We start from the raw sequence: 16895 nt of genomic DNA on the forward strand, positions 1-16895 counted from the left end.
GGTCGGCGGCGTGCGCCTGCGGGAGTGCGGGCGCCTGGGAGCCGTGCGGCGGCGGTACGGCCGGCGGGCGGGGGTGGTGCGGGGGCGGGGGCGGCGCGCCCTGTCCCGGAACGGGCCGCGCCGGGCCGCCGGCTCCCGCGTGGCCGGAGGGCCGCGCCGAGCCTCCGCCTCCGCCCGTTGCCCCGCGGCCGCCGGAGGGCCCCCGCCAGAGCGCGGTGGCCCGCGCCAGGCGCGCGAACTCGGCGTCGGCGTACGCCCGCATCCGCTCCTGGACCTCGCGGCCGTAGGTGCCCGTGCGGATCGCCAGGTAGAGCTGGGTGCCCAGGGAGCGGCCCGGTGCCTCGCGTTCCAGCCGCTCGGCGAGCGCGTCCACCATGACGGACCGTTGGCTGCGCATCCAGGGGTCGAGCTCCCGCAGGGTGCGGGGGGACAGCGACTCGCCCGCCGTGGCCCGGCGCACCGCGTCGCTCAGCCGGTCCGGGGCGGGGTCGGTCCGCACCAGCTCGCGCAGGGACATGAGGGCGGGCAGCCACTGCATCCCGGCGCGCCGGCCGAGCTCGTCGGTCCAGTCGCCGGGGAGTTCCGCCTCCAGCCAGGCGTCGTGCGTCCGCAGCCGCTCGGCGACCTCGTCCAGCACCGGCATGCGCAGCCCCGGCCGCCGGGCGACGAGGTCGGCCAGCGTCTCCAGGGCCGTGCCGGGCGGCGGCTGCTGCGGCGGGCCGAGCAGCGCCGAGAGCACCGCGTGCTCGATTTCGCCGTAGGCGCGGGGATGGTCGAGCCGGTGCGACAGCGCCTCGACGTAGCGCTCGCGGCTGGCCCGGGTCCGCGGCAGCCGGGGCAACGACGTGCCGCCCGTCTCCAGCAGGTCGGCGGTGGCGGCGAGTTCGGGGGCGAGGTCGGCCTCCGCGGGGGCCAGCCGGTGCACCCGCCGGGCGAGTTGGGCCCGGTCCTCGGCGCCGGCGCCGGTGGCCACGTCCAGCAACGGGTTCCACAGCAGGTCCAGCACCTGGCCGCGGTGGTACAGATCGGCGAGGTCGAGGGCGGTGCGCCAGGCCCGCTCGCCGAGCGCGGCGAAAGCCTCGGCGTCCTCGCGCCGCGCCTCACCGGACGGCAGCAGACCGGCGATCGCGGCCACGAACCGCGGCCAGGACCCGGACGCCGAGGGCGCGCCCGCAGGCCGGTGCACGAGACGTTCGACGACCTGGGCGTCGAGCCGGTTGTCCTTCACCCCGACGCTCACCCACTCCAGGCCCATGTCCGCGGAGTTCACGAGGAAGGGGTCGGCCACCTCGGCCTCGACGCCGAAGTCCCGCTGGGCCTTGGTGATCAACTGCGCCCGCCAGGCCGCCCAGTTGCGCGCGTGGGCGGGCTGTTCGGCCGTCAGGACGGAGCCCAGCAGTTCCGCGAACGCCTCCGTCGCGCGACCCCCCGCCTCCCGGGCCAGCCGCAGCCATCCCACGGCGCGGCCGAAGGAGGACTCCGACGGCGGCTCGGTGCCGAGCTCCGCCCCGAGGCAACCGCTCAGCCCCGGGGGCCAGTTCGCGACCAGCCAGGTGCGTGCCGCCGCCGCGTCCTGGGGCGCCTCGGTCCGGGTGGCGCAGCGGGCGAGGAACAGCAGCAGGTCGCGGATCTTGGCGTCCTGCTGGCCCGCGGACTGCCGCTCCAGGACGTAGACGGCCCGCGCGGGATCGCCGCGGCCCTCGGCGATCTCCGCGAGGACCGCGTCCATGAGATCGATCTCGCGCAGCCGGGAGAGCGCCACCGCGCTCTCGGAGAACGGCAGGGGCTTGGCCAACCGCAGGAGATGGGCGACGAGTTCGGCGGTCGCGCCGGTCTTGGCGCGCAGCCTGCGCAGCTCCGCCAGGTAGGTGCGGGCGGTGGCGCCGGCCGGCTCGCGCGGCACCGCGCCGTGCAGCGCGACCTCCAGCTGGGTGGCGCGGGCGCGCGGCGCGAAGACGAGGCTGAGCCGGTGCTCGGCCCGGTGCCCGGCCCAGGTGGCCGCGGAGAGCCAGACCCGGCAGCCGTACGGCAGCAGCGCGCACACGGCGTCGAGGATCAGCACCCGGCGGCTCACGTCGGGCGGCTCGGCCCCGGCCGGCAGCGTGATCACCACCTGCCGGCCGTCCAGCAGCAGCGCGGCCACCCCCGAGGCCCAGTCGAAGCCCAACCGGTCCACGGTGTCGGCGAGTTCCTGCACGGAGGCCGGGAGCAGGTCGAGCGTCAGTCCGGACTCGCCCGCCGTGCGCGGGTCACGGCCGGGGACCGGCCAGGGCGCCGCGGCGGCCGCCCGGTCCAGGGTGGTCCAGGTGGCGCGGGCACCGACCGCCGCCGCCCAGTCGAGCAGGGCCAGACAGGACGTGAGGCTGGGCTGTCCGGTGCCGTCGCGGACGCCGTCCCAGCGGGTCTCGACCCGGCCCGCGACGGCGGCCGGCTCGCCCTCGGCGGAGCTGAGGAACACCCGCCAGGGCAGGGCGTCGGGGCCGTCCCTGCGGTCGCCCTCGGGCGTCGCGGTCTGCGATCCCCACAGGTAGTGGGCGGCCCGGTCCCGGGGCAGGCTGCCGTCCAGCACCTCGTACCCCATGACCTCGCCCGGTCGCTTGCCGAGCACCGCCCAGTCGGCGGCGAGCCGTCGGCCCCCGGAGGCCGATGTCATGGCCGCCGCCACCGGCGACGGCGGTCGGTGCGGATCTTGCGTTCGAGGTCGACGAGGGGCTCGATCACGTTGATGGGGATCGGCGGGGTGCAGATGCGGGGCTCCCCGTCGACCATCTCCACGTTGGCGTAGTTGCGGTAGTCGAAGATGTTCTGCGGGTTGAGGCGGAAGCCGATCGCGGAGGAGGCGTAGTACGAGATGCGGTCCTCGTGGAAGAAGTTGCGCAGTCCGTCGCGCACCAGGCGGGCGGTGGCGCCGCGGAAGTCGTCGCAGACCCAGTCGAAGTAGGCGTTGCCCAGGTTGTCGGGGATCCGCGGGATGCGCGAGCCGGTCTGTTCCTGGGTCACCCAGCGGGCCTCCACCGAGGGGCGGAAGACGCTCGGATGGTCGAACTTGGTGACGCACACGGACACGTGGTGCGGCAGCCGGTTGCGGTGGAAACGGCCCTCGTCGCGGACGCGCGCGGCCAGTTGGGTGAGGGTGGCGTAGAAGTAGTCGAGGCTGCGGGTGTGTTCCTCGGCGTCGAGCAGCGGGTCGAAGAGGTAGATGATGCCCTGGGAGCGGGCCAGGTGGTCGACGGCCGCCGGGTCGACGCTGCGGGTGTCCTTCTTCCAGAACGACTCGCCGGAGAAGTCCTGGATCTCCAGCACGAAGCTCACGTCCCGGCCGCGCGGCCGCAGGGCGCCGCGTTCGGTCCCGGTGAAGGACCAGCTCATGCCCACCGGGGCCAACGTGGGGACGGGGAAACGGCGTTCGCTGGTCAGCCGGGTGACGTTCTCGATCAGGAAGTCGTTGGCGTCCTGCGACATGCCGACCACGACCCAGTTGGCGGAGCCCTGCCGCTGCTGCTGCATCGCGGCCACCGGGAGGGCGGCCAGGTAGGTCGTCTTGCCGGCGCGGGGCGCGCCCCACAGCCCGATGAGCACCGAGTCGGAAGCGGCGGCGGCGCCGCCCCGGCCCGCCGCGGTCGGGATCGGCAGGGGGTCGAGACTCCCGTCCGGGACGCCGTAGGACGGGGAGGGAATCCCGTACGGCGGCGTCTGCGGCGGGGCCGGGATCGGCGCGGACAGCGCCTGCTCGTAGCCGGTGCCCGGCGCCGTGTACGGCGGCGGCGCGGGCTGACGCGGCGGCGGCGGGCCGTCCTGGGCGCCCTGCTCCGGGTCGAAGCCGCTGGTCGTCATGGGCAGTCCTCTCTCGCGCCTCAGGCGGCGGGTGGCGTCAGGGGCTCGGCGAAGGCCAGCGGACAGGAGGGGCCCTCCATGCGCCAGGGCGGCGCCAGCGCGCGGGCCACGTCCCGCGCGGAGTCGGTGCCGGGCCGGAACGATCCGCCCGCGGCGAGCTCCCGCCAGGACTCGTCGGTGTGCCGTTGCAGGGCGAGGCCCGTGCGGTCCCCGGAGGGCGGGGTGGTGGGCGGGTCCGCCCTGGCGACCACCCGGACGCCCTGGGCGCGCAGCCGGCCGACCTGCACCCGCCAGTCGATGCCGTAGGTGCAGGCGGGGATCAGGCCCACCTGGCCGGGCAGGCCCGGCGGCCTGCGGCCGAGCACCAGCAGGACCTTCTGCGGGCCGCCCCGGCGGGGGCGCCCCGCGGTCATGGGGACGGCGGCCTGGAGCGCGTCCTCGAGCGCGGCGGCGCTGTCCCGCACCCGGGGGGCGGGCCGCCAGCGGGCCACCGCGGCCAGCGTGCGGTCCGCGGCGGCGGGGGAGACGCTCACCACGATGTCGGCGGCGCGCGCGTAGCGGTTGCGGGAGACGTGGTCGTAGTAGCCGAGGGCGCCCACCCGCAACTGCTGCCGGCGCTCCGTCAGATGGCCTATCAACTCCCGCAGGAACGCGACCCGTTCCGCGGTCTCCTCCTCGGTCGCACCGGCCATCTCCACCGCGCAGACCAGGTCCAGCGGCGGCGGCGGCACGACCCGGCCGCTCACCCGCGCGGTCAGGGCCGCCATGTCGGTGGCGGGCGCGGCGCGCCGGGGCAGCGGGGTGCCGTCCGCGCCCAGGGCCTCGATCTCGCCGGGGCCGCGCAGCACGTAGGTGACCCATGCCGTGCCGTGCGCGGGGAGTTCGAGGCCGTGCAGGGCCAGTACGGTCGCGTCGTCGAGCCCCGTGTCCCGGGCGCGGGCCACGAGCGGCAGCGCGGCCGAGCCGTTGTCCGTGACGCCGCCGTGGACCGCCACCCGGACGGCGATCCCGTCCGGGCGCGGTACGACCGTGCCCGCCCGGAACAACACCCGTTCGTCGAGGCGCACTCGGCCGGTGCCCGGGTCGACCCGGGCGAGCAGCAGGACGTGGTCGGTGAGCAGCGGGGCCGAGCGGAGCAGCCCGCGGGCGCGTTCGCCGGGCCGTTCGGCGGAGGGGGCCCGGTGCAGCACCACCGGCACCCGGTGGCGGGAGCGGAGCACCTCGGCGGCCCGGTCGAGCAGGGTCCAGCCGGGTCTGCTGCACACCAGGACGACCGTGTCGTCGGGGGTGACGGTGAGGGCGGCGGACAGCCAGCGCGCGACGGAGCGGTCGAACTGCTCCCGGTCGACCGGGTCGGGCGAACCGATCCCGCCGGCCAGCTGGAACCGGCGGATGTCGTCCTCGGGATGGAGTTCCGGCACGATCGTCCGCCATTCGGCGGTGCTTTCCTTCGCGCGGGCGGGAATTCCGTTGGCGTCGGCGCGTGTGTGCACCACGCTCGCGTTGTCGGCGGCGAATTCGACCACCAGCAGCGCCGGTATGCGTCCGGCGATCAATTCACCGAGGACCCGCGCCCATTCCGCGGGGTCGGCCGGCGGCTCGGGGGCCGGCCCGTCGGGCGCGGCGGCGGTGGCGTGCTCCGGGTGGGGAAGGGGGCCGCCGCGCAGCAGCGAGCCGTATCCGTCCGGTCCCTCGCCCGGCGCCCCGGGCGGTCGGGCCCGGCGCGCGGCGTCCAGGTCCCAGATGTGGGCGGCCGCGTCGAGGGCGGCCCGCGCGTCCTCGTGGTCCTGCTCGGTGGCCTCGCCGAGGGCCGGGTCGCCGTACAACTGCCAGCAGCAGACGGGGCACAGCTCCTGCCCGTCGTCGGGGGTGGCGCACACCGGGCAGGCGGTGCCGGGGCGCGGGGAGCCGTCGGCGCGGGGCCCCTCGGCCGTGCGCGGTGCCGCCTCGTGGCGGGGCCGGTCGTCGTGCCGGTAGGGGTCTTCGTGGCGGGACGGGTCGTCCGGTGCGGCTTGCGGGGACGCGGGCGGTCTGTCGAAACGCTGTTGATCGGCCATCGCGTGCCCCTGCCCCCCGTACGCACGCGGTCGGCTCACGGCCGGCTCGTCGAGTGCGTCGCATTTCCCCCTGAGGACGAGCCGGACCGAGAAATCCGGCGCGTCAATGCGGAAAGCCATGATGGCACACGGGGCCGGATCCGTTGCACGGTTCGAGGGGGACTGCCCATGAATTCCACGCTGTTCACGGAAAAAGTCGACCAGAATGGAAACGGGTGTGACACAAGTGATCCGAAGTGAAAGGAATGGATGAGTCACAGGAATCCCGCCGGGCCCGCGCGCAACTGTTTCCGGGCACCGGCCCGGCCCGCCTCAGGGGCACTTCGCGCGGGGCACACCCCACATACCGCCGACCTTCACACGGACGCCACCCGACCCTTCCCTGACGTTCGGCACGCTTGGAACACTCGCTGCGCGCGCACCCGGTCCCGTCCGGGCACCCGTTCCTCAGGATGAGAGGGTCCTTCGTCATGCCCGAAGTCAACCGGCGCCGTTTCCTTCAACTCGCGGGCGGTACGGCGGCGTTCACGGCGCTGTCCAACAGCGTCGAGCGAGCCGCCGCGCTGCCCGCCAACCACCGCACAGGATCGATCGAGGACGTCGAGCACATCGTCGTCCTCATGCAGGAGAACCGGTCCTTCGACCACTACTTCGGCACCCTGAGAGGCGTACGGGGCTTCGGCGACCCGCGCCCCGTGGCGCGCCCCGACGGCAAGCCGGTCTGGTACCAGTCGGACGGCACCAAGGACCTGCTGCCCTTCCACCCCGACGCCGACGACCTGGGCCTGGCCTTCATCCAGGACCTGCCGCACGGCTGGAACGACGGCCACGCCGCGTTCGACGGCGGCAGATACGACAAGTGGGTGCCGTCCAAGGGCTCCACGACGATGGCGTACCTGACCCGGGACGACATCCCCTTCCACTACGCGCTCGCCGACGCCTTCACCGTCTGCGACGCCTACCACTGCTCCTTCATCGGCTCGACCGACCCCAACCGCTACTACCTGTGGACGGGTTACACCGGCAACGACGGCCAGGGCGGCGGGCCGGTCCTCGGCAACGACGAGGCGGGGTACGGCTGGACGACGTACCCGGAGCGACTGGAACAGGCGGGGGTCTCCTGGAAGATCTACCAGGACGTCGGCGACGGCCTCGACGCGGCCGGCTCCTGGGGCTGGATCCCCGACGCCTACCGCGGCAACTACGGCGACAACTCGCTGCTGTACTTCAAGCAGTACCAGAACGCGCAGCCCGGCGACCCGCTGTACGACAAGGCCCGCACCGGCACCGACGCCCGCAAGGGCGAGGGCTTCTTCGACCAGTTGAAGGCCGACATCAAGGGCGGCCGACTGCCGCAGATCTCCTGGATCGTGGCCCCGGAGGCGTTCACCGAACACCCCAACTGGCCCGCCAACTACGGCGCCTGGTACGTCTCCCAGGTCCTCGACGCGCTCACCGCCGACCCCGCCGTGTGGGCGAAGACGGCGCTGTTCGTCACCTACGACGAGAACGACGGCTTCTTCGACCACCTCGTGCCGCCGTTCCCGCCCGGCTCCGCGGCGCAGGGCCTGTCCACCGTCGACGCGGGCCCCGACCTGTTCAAGGGCGACGCCGGCCATGCGGCGGGCCCCTACGGCCTCGGCCAGCGGGTGCCGATGCTCGTCGTCTCCCCGTGGAGCAAGGGCGGTTACGTCTGCTCGGAGACGCTCGACCACACCTCCGTCATCCGTTTCATGGAGCGCCGCTTCGGCGTGCACGAGCCCAACATCTCGCCCTGGCGGCGGGCCGTCAGCGGCGACCTCACCTCCGCGTTCGACTTCACCCGCACGGACACCCGGCCGGTCGTCCTGCCGGCCACCGACGGCTACCGGCCCCCGGACCTCGACCGGCACCCCGACTACAAGCCGACCCCGCCCACCACGGCGGTGCTGCCCCGGCAGGAGCGCGGCACGCGGCCCGCCCGTCCGCTCAAGTACGCGCCCGTCGTGGATGGTTCGGCGGATCCGGCGGCCGGGAAGTTCACCCTCTCCTTCGTCTCCGGCGCCGAGGCGGGGGCCGGCTTCCTCGTCACCTCCGGCAACCGCACCGACGGACCCTGGAGTTACACCACCGCGGCCGGCGCGTCCCTTGCCGACACCTGGAACACCGCCTATTCGGGCGGCTCGTACGACCTGACCGTGCACGGACCCAACGGCTTCCTGCGGGTCTTCCAGGGGCCCGGACACGCGGCGGGGCCCGAGGCGGTCGCGCGCTACGCCGGGGACGACATCGAGCTCGTGTTCACCAACAAGGGCTCCGGCACGGTGAATCTGAGGCTCACCGACGGCTACGGCGGTCGCCCCCGCGGCTTCCGGGTGCGGGCCGGTGCCACCGTGCGGTACACCGCCGGGCTTGCCGCCAGCCACCGTTGGTACGACCTGACCGTGACGTCGGCCGAAGACCCGTCCTTCTTGCGGAGGTTTGCCGGACATGTCGAGAACGGGCGTGCAGGGATGAGCGATCCGGCGATCGGCACCGTCTGACGAAAGCCGAACCGCCGGTTGCTTTCGGGGCGGCTCACGGTACTGTGCCCCGGTGACCACGCATTCGAACACTCCTGCAGGTTGGTACCCGGATCCGCAAGGGGCGGCCCAGACGCTGCGGTACTACGACGGTTCCCAGTGGACCGAGCACACGCACGCCGGCGAACAGGGCCAGACGGTACCGCCGATCCCGCAGCAGGCGACCGGGCCCGACCCGCGTGTGCAGCAGCAGGTTCAGCAGCAGGCCGGGGTCGCGCCTAGCGGCCCCGGTGGCGGCACTCTGTTCACCGAGCCGGTCCTGGTGGTGAACCAGAAGGCCAAGCTGATCGAGGTGACCAACGAGTACAAGGTCTTCGATCAGGGCGGCAACCAGATCGGCTCGGTCACCGAGGTCGGTCAGAGCGTTCTGAAGAAGATCCTTCGCTTCGTCTCCAGCCTCGACCAGTTCATGACCCACCGGCTCGAGATCCGCGACGCCCACGGCCAGCCGCAGTTGACGCTGACCCGGCCCGCGAAGATCTTCAAGTCGAAGGTGATCGTGTCCCGTCCGGACGGCACGGTCGTCGGCGAGATCGTCCAGAAGAACATGATCGGCAAGATCAACTTCGCGATGATGGTGAACGGCCAGCAGGTCGGCGCGATCAAGGCGGAGAACTGGCGGGCGTGGAACTTCGCGATCGTCGACCACGCGGAGAACGAGGTCGCGCGGATCACCAAGACGTGGGAGGGCCTCGCCAAGACGCTCTTCACGACCGCGGACAACTACGTCCTCCAGATCCACTTCCAGCTGCCCGAGCCGCTGCTGAGCCTGGTCGTCGCGACCGCGCTCACCGTCGACACGGCGCTGAAGCAGGACTCGCGCGGGCTCGGCTGACCGTCGGGAAGCCCCATCACAGCAGTGCGAACGGCGGTGCGGCCACGGTTCTCCGTGGTGTCGCACCGCCGTTCGCGTTCCGTCCCCGCGCCGCCGACAGCGCGCGGACGGCGTCTACAGCGACGTGAGGTGTCCGCGTCCGGACCGGTACCGGCGCCGCCGCTGCCTGGGCTGCTTGGGCAGCAGCGCCGGTTCGGGTGTCGCCGTACCCGGTTCCAGCGCGAGGACCGCGGCCACGGGGTGCTCCCCGTCGTCCTCGCCCGCGGCGCCGACCGCCCCGGCGGGAGACGCCGTTCCGGCCAGGGAAGCGGTCCCGATCGCGGTGGCCGCTCCGGTCGGCATGGCCGCCCCGGCGAGAGAACCAGCCGCGGCCGCCCCGGCGGGAGAACCCGCGGGGGAAGGAGCCCCGCCGGAGCCCGCCGCCGGTTCCGGCGTGTTCCGCGACAGTTCCAGCACGCCCCAGGCCGCGCACGCCGCGCCGGCCAGGGCCAGCAGCACGCCCTCCACGCCGCCCCGCAGCCCCTGGCCCAGCAGCGCGAGCCCGATCACCGCGGCCGCCACCGGATTGGCCAGGGTCACCACCGCGAGCGGAGCGCCGAGGCCGCCGCGGTAGGCGGTCTGCGACAGCAGCAGCCCGCCCGCGGCGAACGCGGCGACCAGCAGCGCCACCACGACCACCTGGGCGCTGAGCGCCGGGCCGGTCCGGTCGGTGGCGGCCACCGTCACCGTCTGGGTCAACGCCGAGGCCACGCCCGAGGCGAAGCCCGACGCCGTGGCGTGCCGCAGCCCGGGACGGCCGCCGGGCCAGGACAGCATCCCGATCACCGCCGCCGTGGCGCCCGCGACCGCGACCGCCTCGGTGAGGCTCAGCACCCGGTGGGGTGCCGGACCGGACGCCGTGACGAGGATCGCGGAGAGTCCGAGCAGGGTGAGCGCGGTGCCGCGCCACTCGGCGGGGCCGACCCGCCGCCCGGCCACCCGCGCCCCCATCGGGACCGCGGCGACCAGGGTGAGCGCGCCGAGCGGCTGCACCAGCGTCAGCGGGCCGTACTTGAGGGACACGACGTGCAGCAGCGCGGCGCCGGCGTTCAGCAGGACCGACCACCACCAGGCGCTGGAGGCCAGCATCCGCAGCGGCCCGGCGCCGTCCGCGGTGCGGGAGGCGAGCCGTTCCTGCGCGACCGCCGCGGCGGCGTAGGCGACCGCCGAGACGAGCGAGAGGGCGACGGCGAGGACGGTGGCGCTCATCGGCCCGTTCCCGCCAGCGCGGTGGCCGATGCCGGGTCCTGGGCGGGCAGCGGCCGCGGACGACCGCGACTCGCGGCGCTCCCGGCGGCGGCCCCCGCGCTTCCGGCACCTGCGCTCCCGGCCCCGGTACCCGCGCTTGCGGCACCGGCACCTGCGCTCCCGACCCCGGTACCCGCGCTTGCGGCACCGGCATCGGTGCTCCCGGCGCCCGCACCCGCCCTGTCGGCCCTGTCAGCCGTGTCGACCGTGTCGGCTTCGTGTCGCGGGCGCGGGATCAGGGCGAGGGCGGTGCCGAGCATGGCCGTGGCCACGATCGCGTCGATCCAGTAGTGGTTCGCGGTGCCGACTATGACCAGCAGCGTCACCAGCGGATGCAGCAGCCACAGCCACCGCAGGCGGGAGCGGGTCGCCGCGATCAGGCCGATCGCCACCATCAGGGCCCAGCCGAAGTGCAGCGACGGCATCGCCGCGAACTGGTTCGAGAGATGGTCGGTCCGCGGGGGCCCGTACACGGAGGGGCCGTAGACGCGGCCGGTGTCGACGAGACCGCTGAGCGCGAGCATCCGCGGCGGGGCGAGCGGGAAGGTGAAGGGCAGGACCAGGGCGGCGGCGGTGACCGCGGCGAGGACCCGGCGGGCCCACACGTAGTGCGCCGGCCGCCTCAGATACATCCAGACCAGGAAGGCCGCGGTGGCGGGGAAGTGGACGGTCGCGTAGTAGATGTTCGCGAGCCGCACCAGGTCGTGGCTGTCCAGCAGCAGCGACTGCACCAGGCCCTCGCCGGGCAGGTGCAGCACGCGCTCCAGGTGCCAGACCCGGCCCGCGTTGTGCAGCGCCTCGGTCACATGGCCCGTGGCCAGCTGCCTGCCGAGCTTGTAGACGAGGAAGAGCCCCACCACGAGCAGCAGCTCGCGTACGAGTGGTGGCCGGGCGGCAGCGCCCGGCTCGGCCCGAGCAGGCTCGGTTCGTGCATCCATCCCCGGCCCTTTCGCCGATCGTCGTCATCCCTGTGCAGGTGTGTCCCCATGACCCGGGCGGGGGCCCGGACTCATCGCGCCGGGCGGTGCCCGACGGACGCGGGTCCGGGCGGTGGCCCGGACCCGAAGGGGACCCGGGCTGCTGCCCGGACCCATCGATACGGCCGCGTCCCGAAACGTGTGCGTGCCGAAACGCTAGCGTACCGATACGCCAGTGTACCGATACGTCTGAGTACCGGTACACTGGCGTATCGATAGAGCGTCACCACTCCCGAGACGAGGAGAAGAGCTGATGACGTCGCAGGCCGCGGAGGGACCGGAATCGGTCGCCGCCTCGCGCCGCTCCAAGATCACACCGGAGCGTGAGCGGGAGTTCTTCGACGCCGTCCTCGAACAGATCCGCGCATGCGGCTACGACTCCGTCACCATGGAGGGGGTCGCCGCCAGCACGCGGTGCAGCAAGTCGACGCTCTACCGGCAGTGGCGCAACAAGCCGCAGTTCGTGGCGGCCGCGCTGCGCGCCAACCGGCGCGTGCGGTTCGCCGGGATCGACAACGGTTCGCTCGCCGAGGATCTGCGCCAGGCGGCGCGGGCGGCCGGGGACTGGTCGGGCAAGGACACCCGGCTGCTCCAGGCGCTCGGGCACGCGATCACGGAGGACAAGGAGCTGGCGCACGCCCTGCGCGAGGCGCTGGTGGACCCCGAGATCGCCGCGCTCCAGCAGATCCTGCGGCGGGGGGTCGAGCGGGGCGAGATCGCCGCGGACAACCCGGCGGTCGAGTACATCCCCGCCATGATGTTCGGCGTCCTGCGGGTCAGGCCCTTCCTGACCGGCGAGTACGCCGACGCCGAGTACCTGGTCCGGTTCGTGGAGGCGGCCGTGCTGCCGGCCCTCGGGCTGACCTGAGACCCAGGTCGCCGTCCACGGGATGACTGGACGGCGGTCTGATCGCGCCGCACCGTGGGGACGGGGGCGGCGCGCACCCCCCGGCCGGGTGGGGTGCCCCTTGAGCGGGGGGCATCCCACCCGGCCGTCGCTTTCCCGAGGGCGCGCGGCCGGGGTTCTCCCGAAGGAGCGCGGCCGCGGCCGTGGCCGTTCACCGGCCCGGCCGCGGAGCGCGCGTCAGACCTTCTGGCCGTCGCCGCCGCCCGAGGACGCGGCGATGCCCTTCGTGATGGTGTCGATCACAGAGGCCTTCTGATCGGCGTCGATGCCGAAGCGGACCACGACCAGCTGCGAGGCGGAGGCCGGGGAGGGGAAGACCAGCGACTCGACGATGCCGTCCGCGCCCTTGCTGGTGACCGCCTTCCAGCGGACCAGGTAACCCTTCTGCCCGGCCACGGTGATCGCCTTGGACTCCAGCACCTTGTGCGAGGTGATGCTGCCGTAGCCCTTGCCGTACGACTCCTCGGCGTTGGCCGAGATGTCCGCCTTCGCGACCGCCTCGGCCGTGTCGCCCTTGGTGCCCAGCGCCGCCGCGGGCGCCGAGTAGGCGCCGCCCTTCGTGCAGGTCTGCGACGTGTCGCCGGGGCACTTGTAGGAGTCGTCGGACGTCACCTGGGCGCCCACGGTGATCGACTCGCCGGTCCAGCCGTCCGGCACCGGGACGCTGATGGCGTTGATCGAGTCGGAGACCGTACCGCCGCCCTTGACCTTCGGCGCCTCGGACTGGCCCGGGTCGGGGCTCTGCCCGCCGGAGCCGCCGTCGCCGGAGCCGCCGCTCTGGCCGCCGTCCTCGCCGCCGCCGTTCTGCCCGAACGGACCGCCCTGGCCGCCGCCGAAGCCGCCCTCGGGGCCGCCCTGGCCGCCGCCGAACCCGCCGGGGCCCTGCTGGGTGCCGGCCTGGTTGCCGTTGCCGTTGCCGCCGCCGTTGTCGGTCAGCGCCCAGGCGCCGACCCCGATGGCGGCGAGCACCGCGGCCGCCACGCCGACGGCTATGCCCGTGCGCAGACCGCGCCGCGAGCCGGCCGGCGGCTGGGCGGGATACGCCGGGTACGCCGGAAATCCTCCGGCGGCCGGCGGCTGCGTCGGGGGACCCCAGACGGAGGTCGAACCCGCGGGGCGGGTCTGATCCGTCCATGCCTTGCCGTCCCACCAGCGCTCGGTGGCGGGAGAGTCATCTGATTGCCCCGGGTCTGGGTACCACCCGGGAGGAGTCACCTGCGTCATGAGACCACCGTATGAGGCATGGGTGAAAGCGGGATGAGAGGATCCGGTCCCACTTCCTGAAGGTCGTGTGCCGTGACGTCGACCGTACCCGCCCACCGCATCCTCGCGAAGCCCGGCTCACCCCTGCCCCTCGAAGCCCCGCCGTTCCCCGACCGAGCGGTGAACTCCGTTGCCCGGGAAGGGAATCGTTACGCCCCGGGCCTGGTGCGTCGGCCTCCGGAACGGCCGTTCACCCGTACCGGAGAGAGCTGTCCGTTCCGCGCACCACGAGGACCGGGAGCGGGCTACGCTCGGGAGCTGAACGTCGTCCGGCGACTCGGGGAGGCAGCGGGATGGACGAGGAACGGCCCTCGGCTCCCGCCCCCGGCTCCCTCTGGGAGCGGGACACGGAGGTCGCCGCGGTCACCGAGGCGCTCGACGACCTGTGCGCCGACCGGGCCACCGCCGGCAGCCTGCTGGTGCTGCGCGGCGAGGCCGGCCTCGGCAAGACCGCCCTGCTGGCCGAGGCCCGCCGCATCGCCGAACGGCGCGGCTGCACGGTCTGGGCCGCCCGTGGCGCCGAGACCCTGCGCTCCGTGCCCTTCACCGTCGTACGGCAGCTGCTCCAGCCCGCGCTGCTGTCCCTGCTGCCCGAGGAGGCCCGCGAGTACCTCGGCGACTGGTACGACATCGCGGGTCCCGCCCTCGGCATAGCGGAACCCGCCGGGCGCCGGGCCGACCCGCAGGGCGTGGTGGACGGCCTGGTCGCCGCCGTACGCCGACTGGTCAAGCGCGAGTGGCCGCTGGTGCTGCTGATCGACGACGCGCACTGGGCGGACCAGGAGACCCTGCGCTGGCTCGCCGCGTTCGCCGAGCGCCTCGACGACCTGCCGGTGCTCGTCGTGGTGGCGCGCAGGCCCGGCGACGTCACCGGGGAGAGCGCGCGACTGCTCGACCTGGTGGAGGCCACCGCCGGCCGGCCCGTCGCGGACCTCAGCGCGCTGACCCCGGACGCCGCCGCCGGACTCACCCGCGCCACCCTGGGGGCGCTCGCCGACGCCCCCTTCTGCCGCGAGGTGTGGGCCGTCACCGGCGGCAATCCGTACGAGACCGTCGAGCTCCTCGCCAAGGTGCAGGACAGCGACATGGAACCGGTCGAGGCGCGCGCTGGCGACCTGCGCGCGCTCAACCGCTCCGCGCGCGGCGGCGGACTCGTCGCCCGCCTGAAGGGACTCGGCATCGAGGCCACCCGGTTCGCCTGGGCGGCCGCGATCCTCGGCGTCGGCATCCGGGTCGACCTCGTCGCCCAACTCGCCACCCTCGGCCGGGCCGACGCCCAGCGCTGCGCCGAACTCCTGATCGGCGCCCGCATCCTGACCGAGGTCGACGCGGCGGGCGGCCAGGGCGGCCAAGGCGACCGAGGCGCCCACGGCGGTCAACACGGGGACGGCGGTCAACACGGGGACGGCGGCGGCCAGCACAGGGACGGTCGCCACCACCGGGACGACGGCCAACACGCCCACGGCGAGCTGGAGTTCGTGCACCCGCTGATCGCCAGCGCCGTCTACCACTCCATCCCCGACGCCCTGCGCACCGCCATGCACGGGATCGCCGCCCAGGTCGTCACGGCGTCCGGACTCGGCGCCGTCGCCGCCTCCCGCCATCTGCTCCAGGTCCATCCGGACGACGACGCGGGGCTCGTCGAGCAACTGCGCGCGGCCGCCGGGGAGCACCTCGCCGTCGGCGCGCCCGACGCGGCCCGCCGCTGCCTGGAGCGCGCCCTGCGCGAACCGCCCCGCCCCGAAGCGCAGGCGTACGTCCTCTACGAACTGGGCTGCGCCACCCTGCTGACCGCGCCCGCCACCACCATCGGGCACCTCAGGGCCGCGCTCGCGCTGCCCGGCCTCGACCGGGACACCCGTGTGGACGCGGTCTTCCGCCTCTCCCAGGCGCTGCTCCACAACGACCAGCTGGAGGAGGCCGTCCGCACCGTGGAGGCCGAGGCCGCCCGCCTCGGTCCCGGCCCCGCCCGGATGCGGTTGCAGGGCGTGCAGTACATGTGGGAGGGCATCCACGCCGGCGACGCGGCCTCACCGGGCCGCTCCGAGCGCCTCGCCGCGCTCGCCGCCACGTGCACCGGGCGCGACAACTCCGAACGCGCGCTGCTGATCCTGCGCGGCTTCGACGCGATGGCCCACGGCGAGAGCGCCGACGAGGTCGTGGCGCTCTGCGACCGGGCCCTGGTCAACGACAGGCTGGCCCCCGGGCTCGGCTGGACCGACACCGAGTGGGGCATCGAACTGCTGCTGATGCTCGCCAACGCGTACGCCTTCGCCGACCGGCTCGACCGGGCCGGCGCCCTGTACACGGAGGCCCTGGCGACCTACGAGACGGCGGGCTGGAGCGGCGGCCACCTGGCGCTCGCGCACGCCTACGTCGGTGTCGGCCACCGCAGGCGGGGCAAGCTGCGCGAGGCGGAGGCCGCCCTGCGGGAGTCGCTGCGCCTCGCCGAGCGCGTCGGCCGCGGGCTGCCGCTGTACTGGTCGGCCACCTGCAACCTCGTCGACACGCTGCTGGCCCGGGGCCATGTCGAGGAGGCCCGCTCGGTCGCCGAACGGTACGGCTTCGCGCCGCCGTACCCCTCCACGATCGTGCTCCCCGACCCGCGTTCGGTGCGCGGCCGGCTGCTGCTCGCCGTCGGCCGCACCGCGGACGGCATCGCGGAACTGGAGGCGGCCGGGAAGGCGGCCGCCGTGCGCGGCCACCACAACCCGGTGATGGTGCCCTGGGCCGTCGACCTCGCCCGCGCGCTGGCCGCCGAGGACCCCGCGCGGGCGGGCCGGCTCGCCGCGGAGGCGCGCCGGCGGGCCGAGCGCTTCGGCACGGACACCGCCATCGGCGAGGCCCTGCGCTGCGCCGCCGCCCTGGCGACCGGCCCGCGCGCGGTGGAGCTCGCCGCGCAGGCCGCCGCCCGCCTGGAGGCCTCGCCCTGCCAGTACGAGCACGCGGCGGCCCGTGTCGAGTACGGCATCGCGGCCCGCTCGCCCGCCGACCTCGACCGGGGCCTCGCGCTGGCCCGCGCGTGCGGAGCGGACGGCCTGGCGGAACGGGCCGGACAGATGCTGAAGTCGGTCCGCGGGGCGAACTGACGACGGGGCGCGCCCCCAAAAGGGCGCGGGGAACCGCGCGAGCGACCACGACGCTCCCGCACGCGGTGCCGCTTCCCGCGGGCCC

General features: G+C 74.5%; 10 protein-coding genes. 4 read left to right on the top strand and 6 right to left on the bottom strand.

Features of this window, described 5'->3' with window-relative positions:
- From WN71_RS18685 to WN71_RS18695, 3 genes are all read right to left on the bottom strand, one after another.
- A partial coding sequence (locus WN71_RS18685; protein ID WP_143074847.1) for a thioesterase domain-containing protein occupies positions 1-2653 on the bottom strand: 2653 nt, incomplete at its 3' end.
- Positions 2650-3834, bottom strand: a complete 1185-nt coding sequence (locus WN71_RS18690) for a hypothetical protein (protein ID WP_046586410.1) — start codon at positions 3832-3834, stop codon at positions 2650-2652. The genes WN71_RS18690 and WN71_RS18685, both read right to left, overlap by 4 nt.
- A 20-nt stretch (positions 3835-3854) precedes the next feature.
- Entirely contained in the window at positions 3855-5891 is a 2037-nt protein-coding gene (locus tag WN71_RS18695; RefSeq protein WP_052743061.1) for a flagellar biosynthesis protein FlhF, read from the bottom strand.
- A 470-nt stretch (positions 5892-6361) separates the two neighbouring features.
- Here WN71_RS18695 and WN71_RS18700 point away from each other — a divergent pair, with 470 nt between their 5' ends.
- The gene (locus WN71_RS18700; protein ID WP_046586407.1) at positions 6362-8413 is read left to right on the top strand and encodes a phosphocholine-specific phospholipase C; all 2052 of its coding nucleotides are present in this window, start codon (positions 6362-6364) and stop codon (positions 8411-8413) included.
- Between the two features lie 52 nt (positions 8414-8465).
- Positions 8466-9287: an LURP-one-related family protein gene (locus tag WN71_RS18705; RefSeq protein WP_046586405.1), complete on the top strand. Its 822-nt coding sequence runs from the start codon at positions 8466-8468 to the stop codon at positions 9285-9287.
- 114 nt (positions 9288-9401) lie between these two features.
- Here the strand turns inward: WN71_RS18705 and WN71_RS18710 are convergent, their stop codons facing one another.
- Both WN71_RS18710 and WN71_RS18715 read right to left on the bottom strand, forming a co-directional pair.
- Positions 9402-10535 carry a DMT family protein gene (locus tag WN71_RS18710; RefSeq protein WP_046586403.1) on the bottom strand — a complete coding sequence of 378 codons (1134 nt, stop codon included), beginning with the start codon at positions 10533-10535 and terminating at the stop codon, positions 9402-9404.
- A complete protein-coding gene (locus WN71_RS18715; protein ID WP_079177951.1) occupies positions 10532-11512 on the bottom strand; it encodes a phosphatase PAP2 family protein in 981 nt (326 codons plus the stop codon). Before WN71_RS18715 ends, WN71_RS18710 begins: the two co-directional genes overlap by 4 nt.
- Positions 11513-11804: 292 nt before the next feature.
- Between WN71_RS18715 and WN71_RS18720 the strand changes: the two genes are divergently transcribed.
- Positions 11805-12419, top strand: coding sequence for a TetR/AcrR family transcriptional regulator (locus WN71_RS18720; protein ID WP_046586401.1), 615 nt, complete (start codon positions 11805-11807; stop codon positions 12417-12419).
- Positions 12420-12635: 216 nt separating this feature from the next.
- Here WN71_RS18720 and WN71_RS18725 read toward each other — a convergent pair whose 3' ends face one another.
- A complete protein-coding gene (locus WN71_RS18725; RefSeq protein WP_046586399.1) occupies positions 12636-13682 on the bottom strand; it encodes a DUF2510 domain-containing protein in 1047 nt (348 codons plus the stop codon).
- Positions 13683-14014: 332 nt separating this feature from the next.
- On the opposite strand from WN71_RS18725, the gene WN71_RS42755 reads away from it, so the two are divergent.
- Entirely contained in the window at positions 14015-16810 is a 2796-nt protein-coding gene (locus WN71_RS42755) for an ATP-binding protein (RefSeq protein ID WP_046586396.1), read from the top strand.
- Positions 16811-16895: the final 85 nt, after the last annotated feature.

Origin of the sequence: Streptomyces mangrovisoli (assembly GCF_000974985.2) — a bacterium.
Taxonomy (GTDB): domain Bacteria; phylum Actinomycetota; class Actinomycetes; order Streptomycetales; family Streptomycetaceae; genus Streptomyces; species Streptomyces mangrovisoli.

Excerpts from the sequence above, each read along its gene's own strand:
- WN71_RS42755 (WP_046586396.1), top strand. The coding sequence starts at position 14,015 with ATGGACGAGGAACGGCCCTCGGCTCCCGCCCCCGGCTCCCTCTGGGAG.
- WN71_RS18715 (WP_079177951.1), bottom strand. The coding sequence starts at position 11,512 with ATGGATGCACGAACCGAGCCTGCTCGGGCCGAGCCGGGCGCTGCCGCC.
- WN71_RS18695 (WP_052743061.1), bottom strand. The coding sequence starts at position 5,891 with ATGGCCGATCAACAGCGTTTCGACAGACCGCCCGCGTCCCCGCAAGCC.
- WN71_RS18690 (WP_046586410.1), bottom strand. The coding sequence starts at position 3,834 with ATGACGACCAGCGGCTTCGACCCGGAGCAGGGCGCCCAGGACGGCCCG.
- WN71_RS18725 (WP_046586399.1), bottom strand. The coding sequence starts at position 13,682 with ATGACGCAGGTGACTCCTCCCGGGTGGTACCCAGACCCGGGGCAATCA.
- WN71_RS18720 (WP_046586401.1), top strand. The coding sequence starts at position 11,805 with ATGACGTCGCAGGCCGCGGAGGGACCGGAATCGGTCGCCGCCTCGCGC.
- WN71_RS18710 (WP_046586403.1), bottom strand. The coding sequence starts at position 10,535 with ATGAGCGCCACCGTCCTCGCCGTCGCCCTCTCGCTCGTCTCGGCGGTC.
- WN71_RS18700 (WP_046586407.1), top strand. The coding sequence starts at position 6,362 with ATGCCCGAAGTCAACCGGCGCCGTTTCCTTCAACTCGCGGGCGGTACG.